We start from the raw sequence: 16,366 nt of genomic DNA, 5'->3' as shown, positions 1-16,366 counted from the left end.
TCTATGGATGTCTATCTATATATGGCTTTTTGTTGTTTATGTTACAAAAAGTTGCCTTTATTGATGTCAAGGTTTGTTGATATTTGAAATATTTGTTCACATAAAAGCTGTTGGGCGATCGCCATTTGACCATAGGAAAAAGCCCAAGGAAGGTTTTGTTTTAATTGTTGAGTAAACCACTCTTTGATGTATGGGCTTCCATATACCATTACCCCTTGGATTTGGGGATCTTGAAGTAGTTTGGTATAGGTTTTAAGGGCGATCGCACTTAATCCGGCACTACCACGAAAAGGATTACCACGGATAAATACTTGGAGGATAAAAGGTTGATTGATGGGTTGATTTTCCCAGATATGAAGGTTACGCTGATCAAATACTTGGCAATGATAACCAAAAGTGGCAGGAATCGTAATGGCGGGAGTTTGGCGATCTAAAAAATCACAGTTTAAAAGGTCATCCACTACCACTATATTTATGCCCTGATCAACCTTTTTGACACTCTTTAATACCTTTGTTTGATTACTTTGGATTAAAATTTCCTTGACCACCCCTTGAGATGTGCTATTACTAATTTCTGAAAAAGAAACATCGGGAGGAATATGAGATAATTTCCCCTTCGCCCTTTCTATCCGTTGTAAACTCTCATCAATGCGACTTTCAGTAATTTCCCCCCTTTCCACCGCCTCCATAATTGATTGGATGGCAATTAGGGGATTTTCAGGCATTAATAAAATATCTGCTCCTGCCTGTAGCGCTTTGACGGCTATTTTTTCAGGGGGTGCATATTTCGCCACCCCTCCCATGATGAGGGCATCGGTAACAATTAAACCATCAAAGCCCATATTTTCCCTCAATTGTTGAGTAAGAATGGCGTGGGAAAGGGTAGCAGGATTTTGATTATCATAGGCCTTAACTAACAAATGTGCCGTCATAATAGCATCAATCCCGAGGGCGATCGCCCCTTGAAACGGTACTAACTCTATCTCCTCTAACCTTGCGGGGGAATGGTTAATTATCGGTAAATCCAAATGAGAATCCGTAGAAGTATCTCCATGGCCTGGAAAATGCTTCGCCCCATTCAAAATAGGATAACATTGAGTACCCCGAATAAAAGCCGAACTTAACTCCCTCACCACCTCAGGATTATCCCCAAAAGCCCGAACATTAATCACAGGATTATCAGGATTATTATTCACATCCACCACAGGGGCAAGAATCCAATTAACCCCCATACTCAAAGCCTCATGGGCAGTAATTTGCCCCATCTGTTGCGCATACTTTTTGGCTAACTCCATATCATCCCTTGCAATTTGGGCTAACGCCATGGGAGGAGGAAACCAAGAAGCCCCCGTAAACCTTTGCCCCACCCCTTCTTCAATATCCGCCGCCACCAACAAAGGAGTCTTTGCCCAATCATTTAACTGTTTAGTGCGTTGGGCAATTTCCGCACAACTTCCCCCCAAAAGAATTACTCCACCAATGTTATATTCCCATAACCATGTCTGCAATTGTTGGTTATTGGCTTCCCATGCAGGATAACGAATTTGATGATCAAATAAATAGCCCGTGGTGCGTACGACTATTAACTGTCCTATTTTTTCCTGGAGAGATAAATTTTTCATGGAAGATTGGGAAATTAGCTTTACTGATTCTATATCACTTCTAGGGTTAGCGGGGAATAGGCAACAGGCAATAGGCAATAGTGGTAATATTTTTGACAATCAATATTGTAGTTCAATTTATTGAACGAACTACCATTTAGCCGTGTAATTCATTACACGGTGGATTAGGGTAAATTAACTTTAATATTGATCTCTTGTGAGCCTTCCTTAAGTAAGATAAGATTTATGGCTTTAAAGATAGAATTTAATTGTCAATTGCCCATTGTCAATTGTCCATTGTTAACCGTCATTTGTTCCACAAAATCAGCAATATTATCACGGTTAAGACGATAGAGAAGGGGATTCGCCACCAGATAGGCGCTACTTTCAAAGAGAACATCTATTTCAATCAAACCATTTTCCCGTAGGGTTTTGCCCGTAGAAACCAAATCCACGATCGCCTCTGACATCCCCGTAATCGGGCCCAATTCTACCGAGCCGTAGAGGGGTACAATCTCCACAGGTAAATCTAAAGCCCGAAAATGTTCCTTGGCACAGTTAACAAATTTTGAAGCCACGATACCATGGGCAGGTAAATCAATGGATTTACGGTAGGGGCTATCCTTTGGCACTGCCACAGACATACGACAATAACCAAATCCCAAATCCGCTAGGTGTGCGATATTGGCTTTCTTTTCCTTGAGGACATCAAAACCGGCAATACCAAGATGGGCTTGACCATATTCTACATATACCGGAACATCTTGGGCCCTTACCAATAAGGCTTTGGCTACCCCCGTGGGATCTTCTATTTGTAGTTGACGGTTACTAGATGATAAAAATAAGCTAAAATCTAGCCCTGCTTTTTGGCATAGTTCGATACTGTCTTTTAATAATGCGCCTTTAGGAAGTGCGATCGTTAACATGGATTTACTTTTGCAATGGTGACTCAACCAATTATTAAGTGAACTACCACACACCAAATCAAAGATTATGATGTAGGCTTCCTACCCAAAGAAACGCTTTTTAATCTTCGTAGATTACTGAGTCTTACTTTCTGGCGATAGGCTTTATCCCTCGTTCCGAAGGTAGTAATTCTGTTTAATGATTTCACCCGCCTTTGTTCATTTACGCTTATTGCTTACAAGAGGAACATTGAGGCATTGGGGCTATCAATTAATTAATTAATTGATTGACAGGTAGTCTCTAGCCTTTATACAACGGGGAGTTCGCTGACTACGGCTACATCTCTCTAGCACCGCTTGATCGGATTATACCATAAACCTTGACCGTAATTCATCTCGCACTTGTTTGATTAGTATTTTTGTTGAAAACTAGATGTGAGGATTCTTAAGGAAGAAAAGCTAAAATCTGTCATCACACAATGGGTTGTTGGAGGGAGATGAGAGGTAAGGGAGATAGGATAATGATAGTTAGATTATTTATTGTTCGGCATTGCTGATTTTGAGTATGAAACATTATTGAATTACAGTAAATGTATAGTATTAAAACTGTTATTACTATTGCCCATTCCCTGTTCTCTTCCTGAACTAAAATCATACCTTAATTCACCCACACCTTTTTTCTTAATCATCTCTTATTCAAAAGTTAATTAGTCGTTAAACCTGCTACGGTACTTTGTTAGACGGCGTTGGTAATACTAAGCCCTTATTTCGAGACTACAATTAACTATATCAATTATAATGAGTATAAATCTTAATCTACTGGGTACTTACAACACTGGTTTTTTTGATGAGAGTGCGGCAGAAATTCCCGCCTATGATCCAGATAATCAGATTCTTTTCATTGTTAATGCTCAATCGGTTACCGTTGATGTTATTGATCTTAGTGCTCCTACTAACCCCATAAAATTGGGGGAAATAGATGTTTCTGCCTTGGGTGGTGTGGCCAATAGTGTAGCGATTAAAGATGGTATAGTTGCGATCGCCCTTGAAGCAAACACAAAAACCGATCCTGGTAGTGTTGTCTTTTTTGATAGCAACAGTGATTTTTCTAACCCTGTAACCCCTCTCAATACCGTTACAGTGGGAGCATTACCCGATATGCTTACCTTTACCCCCGATGGAACTAAAATATTAGTGGCCAATGAGGGAGAACCCAACGACTACAATACAGACGCATCCATCGATCCAGAAGGTTCAATCAGTATCATTGACATCAGTAATGGGGTACTTAATGCCACCGTTACCACCGCTGATTTTAATGCTTTTGATGCTCAAAAAGATAGTTTAATCGCTCAGGGAGTGAGAATTTTTGGGCCTAATGCCACGGTTTCTCAAGATTTAGAACCCGAATATATTACCGTTTCTGCCGATTCTACCACCGCTTATGTGGCATTACAGGAAAACAACGCTTTGGCGGTGGTGGACATTGCTTCTAGTACCGTCACCAATATAATTCCCCTCGGATTCAAGGATCATAGTTTAGCTGGTAATGAGCTAGATGCGAGTAACCGTGATGATGCTATCAATATTCGTAACTGGCCAGTGAAAGGAATGTTTCAGCCCGATGCGATCGCCTCTTACACCGTTAACGGCATGAACTACATTGTCACCGCCAACGAAGGGGATGCCCGAGATTACGACAACTTCAGTGAAGAAGCAAGGGTAGGAGATTTAAACCTTGATCCCACCGTCTTTCCTAATGCTGCTGTGTTACAAGAAAATAGTGAATTAGGACGTTTAAATATTACCACCACCCTAGGGGATGCTGACGATGATGGAGATTATGAAGAAATATATGCTTACGGTGCGCGTTCTTTTTCCATCTGGGATGAATCTGGTAACCTAGTATTTGATAGCGGTAGCCAATTTGAAAATATCGTAGCCCAACAAATCCCCGCATACTTCAACAGTAACAACGATGATAACGATTCCTTTGACTCTCGTTCCGACGACAAAGGGCCAGAGCCTGAAGGGGTAGTAATCGGTGAAATCGATGGCACTCCCTATGCCTTCATTGGCTTAGAAAGGGTAGGGGGTATTATGGTATATGATATTAGTGATCCCACTGATGCTCAGTTTGTTCAATATATCAACAACCGTGATTTTACTGTGGATGCTCAATTGGAAGATGGTTCTTCTAATCCTGCAGCAGGGGATTTAGGACCAGAAGGTTTAGTTTTTATCAGTGCTGATGATAGCCCCAATGGTGTTCCTTTATTGGTGGTTTCTAACGAAGTGAGTGGCTCCACTAGCGTTTATGAAATAGAACCAAAAACCTTTACTTTACAAATCCTCCATGCTTCGGATCAAGAAGCTGGTATTCCAGCCTTACAAGATGCCATCGGTTTTTCAGCCGTAATGAATGCATTAGATGCAGGTTATGAGAATACCCTGAAACTCACTTCTGGTGACTTATTTATCGCTGGCCCCTTCTTTAATGCTAGTCTTGATATTTATGGGCAGTTAGGTATTGCAGACATCTTAGTTCAAAATGCCTTAGGTTGGGATGCCGCCGCCGTCGGTAATCACGAATTTGACGCCGGACCTGGTGCTTTCTATAATGCGATCGATAGTAACCCTTTTATTCAAGGAGTCGGTATTGATCCTGAAACGGGTTATGAGGGAGCATTGTTCCCCTACTTAGCTACTAACCTAGACTATTCCACCGATAGCTCTGATTTGAAAGATTTAGTAGTAGAATCTGGTGAGGCACCTCAACCCAATAGCCTAACTGAAAGTGTGGTAATTGATGTTAATGGTGAAGAAGTGGGGATTATTGGGGCGGTTGTGCCTTATCTTCCTCAAATTGCCAATATCGGTGGCATCACCATGTTAACTGACCCCACCAGTCGAGATATTGAAGTTAATGCTCAACTTTTAGCTGACAATATTCAACCCTTTGTGGATGAATTAGTAAATCAAGGCATCAATAAAATAGTCTTGATGACTCACTCACAACAGTTTGAGATTGAACAGGCTTTGGCAACTAAACTCACCGACGTTGATATTATCATGGGCGGTGGTTCTAATCGTGTCATGGCCAATGATGACGATATTTTGCGTCAAGATGAAACTCAAGTAGCTCCCGAATTATTACAACCTTATCCCCAAGTATTCCAAGATGCTGAAGGTAATGACGTTTACTTAGTCAATACAGGGGGGAATTATCGTTATTTAGGACAATTAATCATCGATTTTGATTCTGAAGGTCAAATTATCGAAATTGGCGATGATAGCGGTACTTTCGCTACGGATATTGCGGGGGTTGATCGTCTCTACGAAGAAGATATTACTACTTTTGAGCAAGTAAGAAATGTTGCCAATCAAGACTTAGTAGCTGTTGTGGATAACGTAGGTGACTTCATTAATTCCCAAGATGGTACAATATTCGGCAATACAGAAGTTTATCTTAACGGATTGCGTACCAGTGTCAGAGCAGAAGAAACCAACCTCGGTAACTTAACCGCCGATGCTAACCTTTGGTATGCCGAACAATATGGCTTTGACATCGATATTTCCGTGAAAAATGGTGGCGGTATCCGAGATCAAATTGGGGTATCCTTTATTGAAGGTGGTACAAACGAGTTAGTACAATTGCCTCCCCAAGCTAATCCTGCCGTGGGTAAAGAAGAAGGAGATGTTTCCCGCTTAGATATTGCCAACTCCCTCCGTTTTGATAATAAACTCTCCGTTGCTGATATTTCAGCCCAAGGAATCAAAGATTTAGCAGAGCATTTTGTGGCACAATGGGTAGAAGGTTCAACCTCTGGACAATTTGGACAAATTGGCGGTTTTAGTTTTAGTTTTGACCCTGATAATACAGCAATCCAATTTACCCGTGATGATAACGGGGATGCCACTGGGGTCGCCGTAGCAGGGGAAAGAATCAGAAACCTTGTCTTAGATCGTGAAGATGGTACTCAAGAGGCGATCGTTGTTAATGGTGATTTAGTAGTTGATCCTAATAGTACCTATAAAATGGCAATTTTGGATTTCTTAGCCACTGGAGGTGACGGCTATCCCGCTTTCTATTTTGAAAATGTTGTCACCCTAGACAGTTTAACGGTTGATAATTTACCCAGTAATTCTGACCTACCCATTGGCGGAGAGCAAGATGCTTTGGCGGAATATTTAGCAGAATTTCATCCCGATGCAGATCGAGCCTTTAATCAAGCGGACACTCCCATTGAAGAAGATACCCGCATCCAAAACCTCAATTTCCGTGAAGATTCTTTAATCAATAGCTCTGGCTCTGGCGGAGGCGGAGGGGGTAATAACAACCAAGGAGGCAATAATGTCGATGATAACGTTAGTTTCACCATCCAAGAAGTGGGTAACGGAGAAGGTATCATCGTTAATTTATCTCAAAATCCCCAAAACGTATTCGTCAGGGTAGAAGATAACATCTTAAATCGTACGGATGCTAGTTTCCATAACATTATCGGCTTATATCAAGTACAAAATGTCAATGGGTCAATTTTCGATACCTTCGATTCTAACAATAATGGCTCTACCAACGACTTATTAAACCCAGGTGACGAAGGTTATGCTTTTACTGCCATTTCCAATGCGGTTAATAACTTTAACCTTGAATTAGGGGCAAATGGAGATCCCAATAAAAATACCAATGCCGATGACTTTGGTGATGCTTTATTACAAGGGGGAAGAATTTACGCTCCTTTCATCATTACCAATGGGGGTAATTTAATTCCCGATGGCGGTAACATAGGAGATGCTATCAATGCTTTCCTTGAGCTGAATCCCTCTAATGTGGCGGCAACCTTAGAAAACTTTGACACTGAAATTGTGGCTTATTTTAGCTACCTCGGTGCTAATCCTGATAATTCTGCGCATATTCGTAGTTTGGGTAATAATATTTTCGGCTTTGAAGATTTACCAGGTAATTTGGGAGTTAGTGACTCCGACTTTAATGATGCGGTGGTTAGATTTACCCCTGTAGTTTAGGTGAAAAAAATCTTTAGAGTTTGGGTGGGCTATGCCCATCCTCCATCAACCTAAAACCAATATTTTTTGTAGCGAAGTCGGGTTAAGATATTGATTATCACCATGACACACTAAGCTATGAAATTAATTTCTATATTAGGATCAACAGGATCGATCGGTACTCAAACTTTAGATATTGTAAGGGAAAATCCTCAACAATTTCGGGTAATTGGATTGGCAGCAGGTAATAATTTAACTCTCCTTGCCCAACAAATTAAGGAATTTAAGCCAGAAATTGTGGCCATTCGAGATGAAAATAATCTATCTTCCCTAAAAGAATTATTGACGGGTATAGATTATCAACCGATTCTCTTGGGAGGTAGTGATGGTATCTGTGAGGTGGCAAGATATGGAAGCGCCCAAAGTGTTGTTACTGGTATTGTCGGTTGTGCCGGATTATTACCCACCATTGCCGCCATTAAGGCAGGAAAAGATATTGCTCTTGCTAATAAGGAAACCTTGATCGCCGGGGGACCAGTGGTGTTACCTTTAATTGAACAATATGGGGTAAAGTTGTTTCCTGCGGACTCTGAACATTCTGCCATTTTTCAATGTTTACAGGGTGTGCCGGATAAAGGTTTGAGAAAAATTATCTTAACTGCTTCTGGGGGCTCATTTCGTGATTTACCCGTGGAGAAGTTGGCTTCAGTAACGGTTAAAGATGCTTTGAAACATCCTAATTGGTCCATGGGTCAAAAAATTACCATTGATTCTGCTACCCTGATGAATAAGGGGTTAGAGGTCATTGAAGCCCATTATCTTTTTGGTATGGATTATGATGATATTGATATTGTGATTCATCCTCAAAGTATTATTCATTCTATGGTTGAATTGCAAGATACTTCTGTGTTAGCTCAGTTGGGTTGGGCGGATATGCGTTTACCTTTACTTTATGCCCTTTCCTATCCCGATCGCCTTTACACTAATTGGGAGTCTTTGGATTTGGTAAAAGTCGGTAGTCTTACTTTCCGTGAACCTGATCATCAGAAATATCCTTGTATGCAACTAGCTTACTCGGCAGGTAGGGCGGGGGGTTGTTTACCTGCGGTGTTAAATGCGGCCAATGAACAGGCGGTGGCTCTTTTCCTTGAAGAAAAAATTGCTTTTCTCGATATTCCCCGTTTGATTGAGACTGTGTGCGATCGCTTCTCGACCCAAAACAAAGCCCAACCATCCTTAGATGATATAATTGAAGCCGATCAATGGGCCAGAAAAGAGGTGTTACAATCCCTCACAGTATTAGCTTAAAACAAGAAAAAATAAACTATGGTATGGAATTTTGAGCCAAAAATCTTATTACAGGGTATCAACGAACCCGATGCCCTATGTTACGTCAAGGCTACCCAGTGGAAAAACATTAATCAACTTGTGGGAGTACCATCGACCTACATTGGCGATTCATACCATGATATACCTCTATTTGACCTTGTGAGCGAAGCGGTGGAACATCTTGGGGGTATCAACACCAGCATCATTTTTAACCATCCCTACAGCGTCTTAGATGCCACCCTAGAAGCCATGGACGCAGGGATAAAGCAAATTATTATCAATGCGGGGGGAATTCCTCCCCTTGACTTATTTAAGTTAAAACAAAAAGCCCAACAAAAACAAGTACAACTTTTAGGCACAAACGGCGCAGGAATATTATTAGCCAATAAAGCTAGTTATGGGGTGTTAAATCCTCAACTGTACCCCACGGGTAACATTGGTATTATTAATTATGGAGATAGTAAAATAAGTTTTGAATTGGCTTTGCTATACCAAAACCATAATCAAGGGGTATCTACTGTGATTAATTTGGGTAATTGTACCTTTCAGGAAGTGGATTGGGAAATGTTACTTTCAACCCTTAATAATGATCCTGATACACAGAAAATCATCATCAATATTAATAATATTCTTTCCATCAATTACGAAAAACTAGCCCATAACATTCTTAACTATGGAGACAAACCAGTTTTTATCTATAACCTAGATGTCCATAATCTTAATGCCATCATGAGAGCGGCTCAACCCAGAATTATCACCGATCAAATTCCGCTCCATCTCAATCAGGTACAATCCCCCCAAGAAATTATTAATTATTGGCAGGAATTAGGTTTAAATATTATTTCTAATCCCCTCGATATTTAGTTAACCTCAATTCAGGATAACGAGTTATGAGTGGCACAAGTTTTGGAGTCTAGGTTTGATTTGGGATATTGTTTAATTACAGTACGAAATATATTTTTGATTACCAAAGTTATTGATTCTGAGCAATATCACTACTGTTGCCTGTTCCCTGTTCCCCACCTTTACCAGAAAATTTTATCCCGAATTCAGGTTATCTTAGTTCAATTTATTGAACGATAAACTGTTAGCCTTGTAATTCATTGCAAGGCGAGTGATGATATATTTTCTAAATCGGATTGGGTATCATTCATTACACGGTGGGGCGAGGAAGATATAATCTATTTATAACTGATTATCCGAACTTGATTTTATAGGGGGTTTGCCTCTTAAATCCCCCAATAATGGGGGACTTTTTATTGTAATAATCAACCCTAACTTGATATAACTGGATTTTTAGTTACAAATTAAAGAAAGAAAAAAATGCTTGACCAATTCCAAGACTATTATTAGCCACAGGCACAATGTTATTAGCAGTTTCTAGGGGGGGAGCAACATTTTCCGCCGCAACACTATCCGCCCCAAACTCAAAACTACCAATATCCACCGTACCATTAACAATACGGTTTAATCCTCTTTGATCAGTTAACACCTCCTCAAAAATAGAAACTTGTTCAATAAAAGTGTTATTTCCTGCATTGATAGCGGGGCTACCTTCTAATAAAGGATAAAAACCAGCTCCATCAAAACTACCCAAAAGAGGATCAACAGGATTATTGATGCCCCCTGCAATGTTGCCATTAATTCCATCGACAATTAAGCCATTACCATTACCCACAAGGTTAGAAGCACTACCAATGCTGAAAAAACCTTCAATATCAGGGCTATCTATATTTTTGGCAATAATACTATTTCGGATTAGAATGCCTTCCAAATCTCCGTTGGATAAGATACCAGAACCTAACTCGGCACTGTTTTCTACGATAGTAGCATTGACGATGGTTACTTGTCCTGGGCCACCTTCATCCACTAAATCGATGAGAATTCCACCGCCCCCAGCAAAGGCATCATTGTTAGGATTGGTGGGTTCAACGGCTTTAAAACCTGCTAGTAAGGCTCTATTTTGGGCAATGGTGGTGTTGAGAATGGTAAGGCTTCCTCCACTGTGCCAAATGCCCCCACCCCCTTCTACTTGGTCAACATAAAAGGTTCTCACGTTGGCATCGTTACCGATAATGGCACTATTACTAATGGTCATGGCTCCATTGTTGAACAGTCCTCCTCCATTGACCTCTGATTGGTTATTTCTGATGATGGAGTTATTAATGTTTACTGTACCAAGGAGATTGGCGATCGCACCGCCGTTCACATTTGCGGGGGAACTAGCCCCATCCCAACCTGCGGTATTTTCTTGGAGAATACTGTTATTAACTGTCAGTTCACCATTTTGCAACACTCGAATCGCACCGCCGAGAAAAGAATCAGGATCTAAACTTTGATCCACCGGCCCACCTTCTGCGAATGTTCCTTGGGTTAAACCATTTTGAAGGGTAAGGTTTTCTAAGATTAAACTACCTCCTTCCTTAATGTCAAAGATGCGATCGCCCAGCGCCCCTGCATCAATAATTGTATTACTAGGATCTTCACCCACAATGGTTACACGGGTACTAATATCTAAATCCCCAGTCCGAAGAACCGTATTATCAAATAACCCTAAAACACTTTCTTGGGTTTCTGGTTGTTCCCCTTCACCATTACCATTATCACCATTATCAGTATCATCCTGATTTTCTCCACCACTATCACCACCGCCATTTTCTCCCTCATCTCCTGAGTCCTCTTGATTTTCATCTCCTGTGTCTTCTTGATTCTCATCAACGGTTTCTTCTTCCTGTTGTTCTTCTTCTTGCCCATCATCTCCTTCTACCCCCTCTGTCTCAGCGGGAGAACCAACTTGCTCTTGAAACCGAAAATCCTCCCTACCCTCAATGGTTAAATTATAAGTCCCTGCGGCCAATTGAATGATATATTGTCTAGCAGGATCTCTATGGGCAATGATAATCGCATCCCGTAAAGATAAACCATTACTAGCATTACCATCATTTTGATCCTCAAAAACATCCACCACCAAGGTAATCGGCTCTGACATTTCTCCATTATTCATCTCATTAAGAATAATAGAATTATTATCAACAAACTCACTAAATCCCTCATCATCAAAGGAATCGCCCAGGCCCTCCATCATACCGTTATTTCCCCCAAAAAAACTGACGATACGATCAAATTCAGCCACCCTCGCATCAAAATCAATACGCTCTAACATATGATTTATAACCTATTTATTTATATTTGTTCATTTCCCCCATGATACCCTTTCTTTCCTATCAAACATAACAAATATGCAAAAGAAAAAAGCCCTCTAAACTTAGAGGGCTTCAAATTTATATTAACTGACAAAGATCTTCTTAATCCTAGGCGGGGAGAGAGTTAATGGCAGTATCAACTTGACCTTGTAAGGCACTAGGAATGCTAAACTGATCAATACTACTAACAAAGTTTCGACCTATTTGACGAGCAGTTTCACCGTTATAGCGATTAATTACACCTTGAGAAATAAGATTATCGGTGAATAAGTCAGCACCCTCAATTTTATTGTTAAGAGCAACTATATCAGTAGCCTGAGCACCTAAAGCGATTTCTAAGGCGATCGCAGCTTGAGGGAAACCTTCATTGAGTTTTCCAGTCCAGAATGCTAAACCTTCAGCTTCAGCATTCCGGTTAAAAGCATTTCTGTATATTCTGTTGACTATTCCTGCCGCATTTAAGCCTCCGAAGACTTCAAGGGCTTCTGGTTGAGAATCTACATTCCCAAAGTCATTGGTAAATGTATTGTAAAGATTTAACGCTTCAGGAGATAGAGTATCAATACCAGACCCAGATCTAGGAGAATAAACTACATTTTCACGAGCCAAAACATCGCTCCAAAAGTCACGACCCTCAGGATCTGCAGGTCTGCCATAGTATGCAACATAAGCAATTTGTACGTTGTCACTGTTTAAAGTTAATGGTTCTACACTGGGGGTCTCCGGTACACTAGGAACACCCGGAGCTTGAGATAACCTTTCTGAAACTGTAATGTTACGGTTTACAGAGGATACCACTAAGGAATAAGGAAGGTTAGCATCACCGTCTAATCCAGCTATATTAGGACCATTTGCTTCAAAACCTGCGACTTTAATTCTGATGGAATCTCCGTCTTGAACTAGCGTATCAATTATTCCTTCTGGAATAGTAACTGATGTGGAGCCATTGTTAAGGAAAGTAAACACTTGTCCACCAGGTAGTATTTCGCCTGTACTATCATTAACTACGGATATATATGGTCTAGTATCATCATTGGCTCCTAATCCGTTAGTAGTGCGAGTGTTAACAGTAACAACTAAATCTCCCCCATTGGAAGACTGAGTAGAGTTGACAATATCAACTTTGAACTCGTCTGCATAGCCCACAGCACTTATATTATTGGTGAGGTTATTAGGAGTTAAAATGTTAGTAGTGGTAAAGCCTGATGGACCTATGAGATTAGCAGTGGGAAAGGCAACCAAAAAGTTGTCAGATCCCTGAAGTACGCCATCTAAAGATACACTATTAGCTCCTGCACCTCTTTGACTAAAGCCACTGGTGCGAGGAATAAAACTTCCTGCTTGAAACTCAGCTACAGAAGTAAGAGAGAGCTCTGCACTTACATTGTATGTAACGGGGTTCCCAGTGTTAAAAGTGAATAAATTATTATCATTATTATTTTGCCGACCAACTATTTGAAGGCGATAAGTGCGATTGGCACTCAAGTTGCTTGGAGGGGTTAAAGTAGCTTCACCACCAACAGACCCAGCAGACGCCACAACTTCGTTATTGCTTGTATTAATTAGAATCAACTTGAACGCCTGTGGTCCATTAAGAGGGGTTGCACTTGATTCTACTTTTATTGTGGGAGATCCAGATGCAGTAAGTCTAAATTCATATTCATCAACAGGTTTACCCTGACGACCTGTCTGAGGGGGTTGAGTACCAAAACTACGAAAGAAATCAGTGGGAGTAAATGTTCCCTGTAATTGTACTAATTTGGTCATTGTTTTTAACTGATATTTGAGCTAAATTATTTTTCTGTCGCTACATACTATCATGATTTTTAAATTTGTGTCAATTTAATTTGAGCGTTTTATAAACTTTTAATTTTCTCTAGAATTAACACTTTTTACTCATTCTTGATAAATATATAGCTACTCTATATATTAGTACCATTTTTTTTTGTTGGGTTATATTATTTAATTTTATGAATTACCTGTAATAAAATTACAAGAAAGAGTGCTCAAATCCTCAAAAAAATTGTCATTCACATATTGACTTACTAATAACTCTCAAAATTAGTTTCTAGGGGCAGATTTCTGGCTTTTTATTCCTTGTCCTTCACAGTCAGGACAGGCAATGGGATAATAGTCGAAAGAGTTGATATAGTCTGATAGTCTTCTTTCTAAGACTTTTCCGCTTCCTTTACACTTTAGACAAAATCTCATATCTGATAACCTCTTTCAAATGTAATAATTGCTTATTTATAATCTACCCAAGTTATCGTAATGATAACTCGTTATATTTGTCTATTTTTGGTTAAGAAGTGTTAACAATATTTTCGTTATGTTACTTAGGGTAAAGGACCATAAATGGTATTTCGTGATACTTGAGGGATAATTTGGTAGTTAATAAAACAAATGTAAGTGTTTTGTAACTAAGTGTATTTACTTATAAAGCGATACAAATGTTTATATTTGTAATTCAAGTAGGAATGACCATGGGTTGTAAGGATGCGTTAGTTTACCCTGCGATGCCGAAATAGGCGGCTACGAGAAATAGTCCGTCGGTGATGATGGTGCTTACCACAGCCCCGGCAAAGGCAAGGTGATGGAGTTTCTTTTGTTGAAGGGCATAGAGACTGATGCCCAGAAGGATGTTAGCTAGTAGGATAGCCCAACTGATCCCCCATGGGGTGTTGACTTGGGCGATCGCCCCTTGTAATATAGGTTTAAGGAGGTTAGGATCACTGTCCATGATTTCTACCCAATAGGGAATTAAGCCTGTGATGTAGAAATATAAATCGGTGATGGCGGTGCCTAGTAATGAGCCTAAATAAAAATAATTGCCGATGAGGCCCCAACCACGATAAATGCCCCAAAGGGCGAAGGGTAAGCCGATGGCTTCGATGGGAATGTGAATGGCGGGAGTCCATCTTAACCAACCCCAATAAATTGAGCCACAAAGCCAACTCCAGCTAAAACCAATGATTATGTCTCCCCATAGATATGTTTTAGGGTGCGATCGCAACTTAAGACCAAAAAAAACCCAAATCAGAGTCGAACATAAACTTAAAATGGGAAAGGTACGGACTAAGGGCGCTTGAAAAAAAACAGGAATGGACACAAGGAAAGCCGAGGCCAGAAAAATGAGAACTCCTTGACGCTTTCCTTCATCTCGCCATACCCCTTGCTGATACTGTACCACTGCCCCCATCACCGTCGGGAAATATGAACTAATTTGGGTTAAAAAAGTATTATTAAACAAAATTTCTTAAAATATCTTTACTTATCGTTACTTAAATCTTAATGTATTTTACAAGTAAAGACAAAAAAATGACCATTAGGATTGGGCAGGGGGAAGATAATCATTAAATTTCTCCTGATTAAAATGGTACACCGTACGGATAGGATAAGGAATGACAATATCTTCATTATCAAAGGCCTGTTTAATAGCTGCGATCGCCTTAGTTTGAATGCGACGAACATCAGCCTGTCGAGAATCCGTCCAATATCGAACCACCAAATCAATGGAACTGTCATTAAAAGCCACCAAATCCACCTCAGGAGCAGGTTCATGGGTAACACCACCAATGGTATTAATAATCTGCTCTAAAATCGCCTTAGCTTGGGGTAAAGAAGTATTGTAATCTACCCCTACCATTAAATCAGTACGTCGAGAAGGAAAAGCCGTTTTAATTTTAATGGCGCTAGTAAACACCGTGGAATTAGGAATTAGTATTTTTTCTCCCTGATAAGTTTTGATTTCTGTGGTACGAATATTAATATTTTCCACCGTCCCTTCATGATCATCCACCTGAATTTGATCTTGAATTACAAAGGGTTCTTCTAATAAAATTAAAATACCCGCCAAGAAGTTTTTAAATATGTCTTGAAAAGCAAAACCCACCGCCACAGAACCGAGTCCGAGGGTAGCAATAATATCCCCTAATCTTAAGCCAGGAAAGGCAATAATGGAGGCAATTACTATTCCCACAATCCAAGTTATGATGTAAGTCGCTTTTAAAAATAGTAGTCTTAACGAGGTACTTTTGATCGTTTTATCCGCCACTTTTTTAGCGAGATTATGGGTAAATTCTGCTCCGTATCTAGTCAGAGCAACAATTATTAAGGCGCTAATGAGACCGGGTAAAATCGTTATGGAGTTACCTATTAGCTCGTTAATACTGTTTTGTATAGTATCAATAATTCCAGTCATTATCTTTAGTAAAATTAACTATGGTTAGTGTAGCATTAATTCTTAATATTACAAAATTTATTGGTAATTGTTATGGTTATAAAATATTTTAATTATCTTTTTAATATCACCTTAATATCATTG

Annotated in this window: 10 protein-coding genes; 3 read left to right on the top strand and 7 right to left on the bottom strand. The window is 39.9% G+C overall.

Features of this window, described 5'->3' with window-relative positions; all coding sequences use genetic code 11:
• Positions 1-41 precede the first annotated feature (41 nt).
• A complete protein-coding gene (locus tag IQ215_RS04230) occupies positions 42-1,622 on the bottom strand; it encodes a glycoside hydrolase family 3 protein (protein WP_193800078.1) in 1,581 nt (526 codons plus the stop codon).
• A 251-nt stretch (positions 1,623-1,873) separates the two neighbouring features.
• Positions 1,874-2,527, bottom strand: coding sequence for an ATP phosphoribosyltransferase (hisG, locus tag IQ215_RS04225; protein WP_193800077.1), 654 nt, complete (start codon positions 2,525-2,527; stop codon positions 1,874-1,876).
• Positions 2,528-3,304: 777 nt separating this feature from the next.
• On the opposite strand from hisG, the gene IQ215_RS04220 reads away from it, so the two are divergent.
• The 3 genes from IQ215_RS04220 to IQ215_RS04210 all read left to right on the top strand — a co-directional run bounded on the left by IQ215_RS04220 (position 3,305) and on the right by IQ215_RS04210 (position 9,703).
• Complete coding sequence (locus tag IQ215_RS04220) at positions 3,305-7,531, top strand: choice-of-anchor I family protein (protein ID WP_193800076.1); 4,227 nt, start codon at positions 3,305-3,307, stop codon at positions 7,529-7,531.
• Positions 7,532-7,648: 117 nt separating this feature from the next.
• Positions 7,649-8,818, top strand: a complete 1,170-nt coding sequence (gene dxr / locus IQ215_RS04215) for a 1-deoxy-D-xylulose-5-phosphate reductoisomerase (RefSeq protein WP_193800075.1) — start codon at positions 7,649-7,651, stop codon at positions 8,816-8,818.
• An 18-nt stretch (positions 8,819-8,836) separates the two neighbouring features.
• Positions 8,837-9,703: a hypothetical protein gene (locus IQ215_RS04210; RefSeq protein WP_193800074.1), complete on the top strand. Its 867-nt coding sequence runs from the start codon at positions 8,837-8,839 to the stop codon at positions 9,701-9,703.
• 436 nt (positions 9,704-10,139) lie between these two features.
• On the opposite strand, the gene IQ215_RS04205 is transcribed toward IQ215_RS04210, so the two are convergent.
• The 5 genes from IQ215_RS04205 to IQ215_RS04185 form a co-directional block, all read right to left on the bottom strand.
• Positions 10,140-12,002, bottom strand: a complete 1,863-nt coding sequence (locus IQ215_RS04205) for a choice-of-anchor Q domain-containing protein (protein WP_193800073.1) — start codon at positions 12,000-12,002, stop codon at positions 10,140-10,142.
• A 148-nt stretch (positions 12,003-12,150) separates the two neighbouring features.
• Positions 12,151-13,581 carry a DUF4214 domain-containing protein gene (locus tag IQ215_RS04200; protein WP_193800072.1) on the bottom strand — a complete coding sequence of 477 codons (1,431 nt, stop codon included), beginning with the start codon at positions 13,579-13,581 and terminating at the stop codon, positions 12,151-12,153.
• A 522-nt stretch (positions 13,582-14,103) separates the two neighbouring features.
• Entirely contained in the window at positions 14,104-14,253 is a 150-nt protein-coding gene (locus tag IQ215_RS04195; RefSeq protein WP_193800071.1) for a hypothetical protein, read from the bottom strand.
• A 295-nt stretch (positions 14,254-14,548) separates the two neighbouring features.
• Complete coding sequence (locus IQ215_RS04190; RefSeq protein ID WP_241735250.1) at positions 14,549-15,292, bottom strand: DUF3120 domain-containing protein; 744 nt, start codon at positions 15,290-15,292, stop codon at positions 14,549-14,551.
• A 75-nt stretch (positions 15,293-15,367) separates the two neighbouring features.
• Positions 15,368-16,243 (bottom strand): mechanosensitive ion channel family protein, encoded by an 876-nt coding sequence (locus IQ215_RS04185; RefSeq protein ID WP_193800070.1) that lies wholly within the window; start codon positions 16,241-16,243, stop codon positions 15,368-15,370.
• Positions 16,244-16,366: the final 123 nt, after the last annotated feature.

Source organism: Cyanobacterium stanieri LEGE 03274 (assembly GCF_015207825.1).
GTDB classification, from domain to species: domain Bacteria; phylum Cyanobacteriota; class Cyanobacteriia; order Cyanobacteriales; family Cyanobacteriaceae; genus Cyanobacterium; species Cyanobacterium stanieri_B.
Note: the sequence above shows the minus strand (reverse complement) of the source record. Positions and strands in the feature narration are given on the sequence as shown.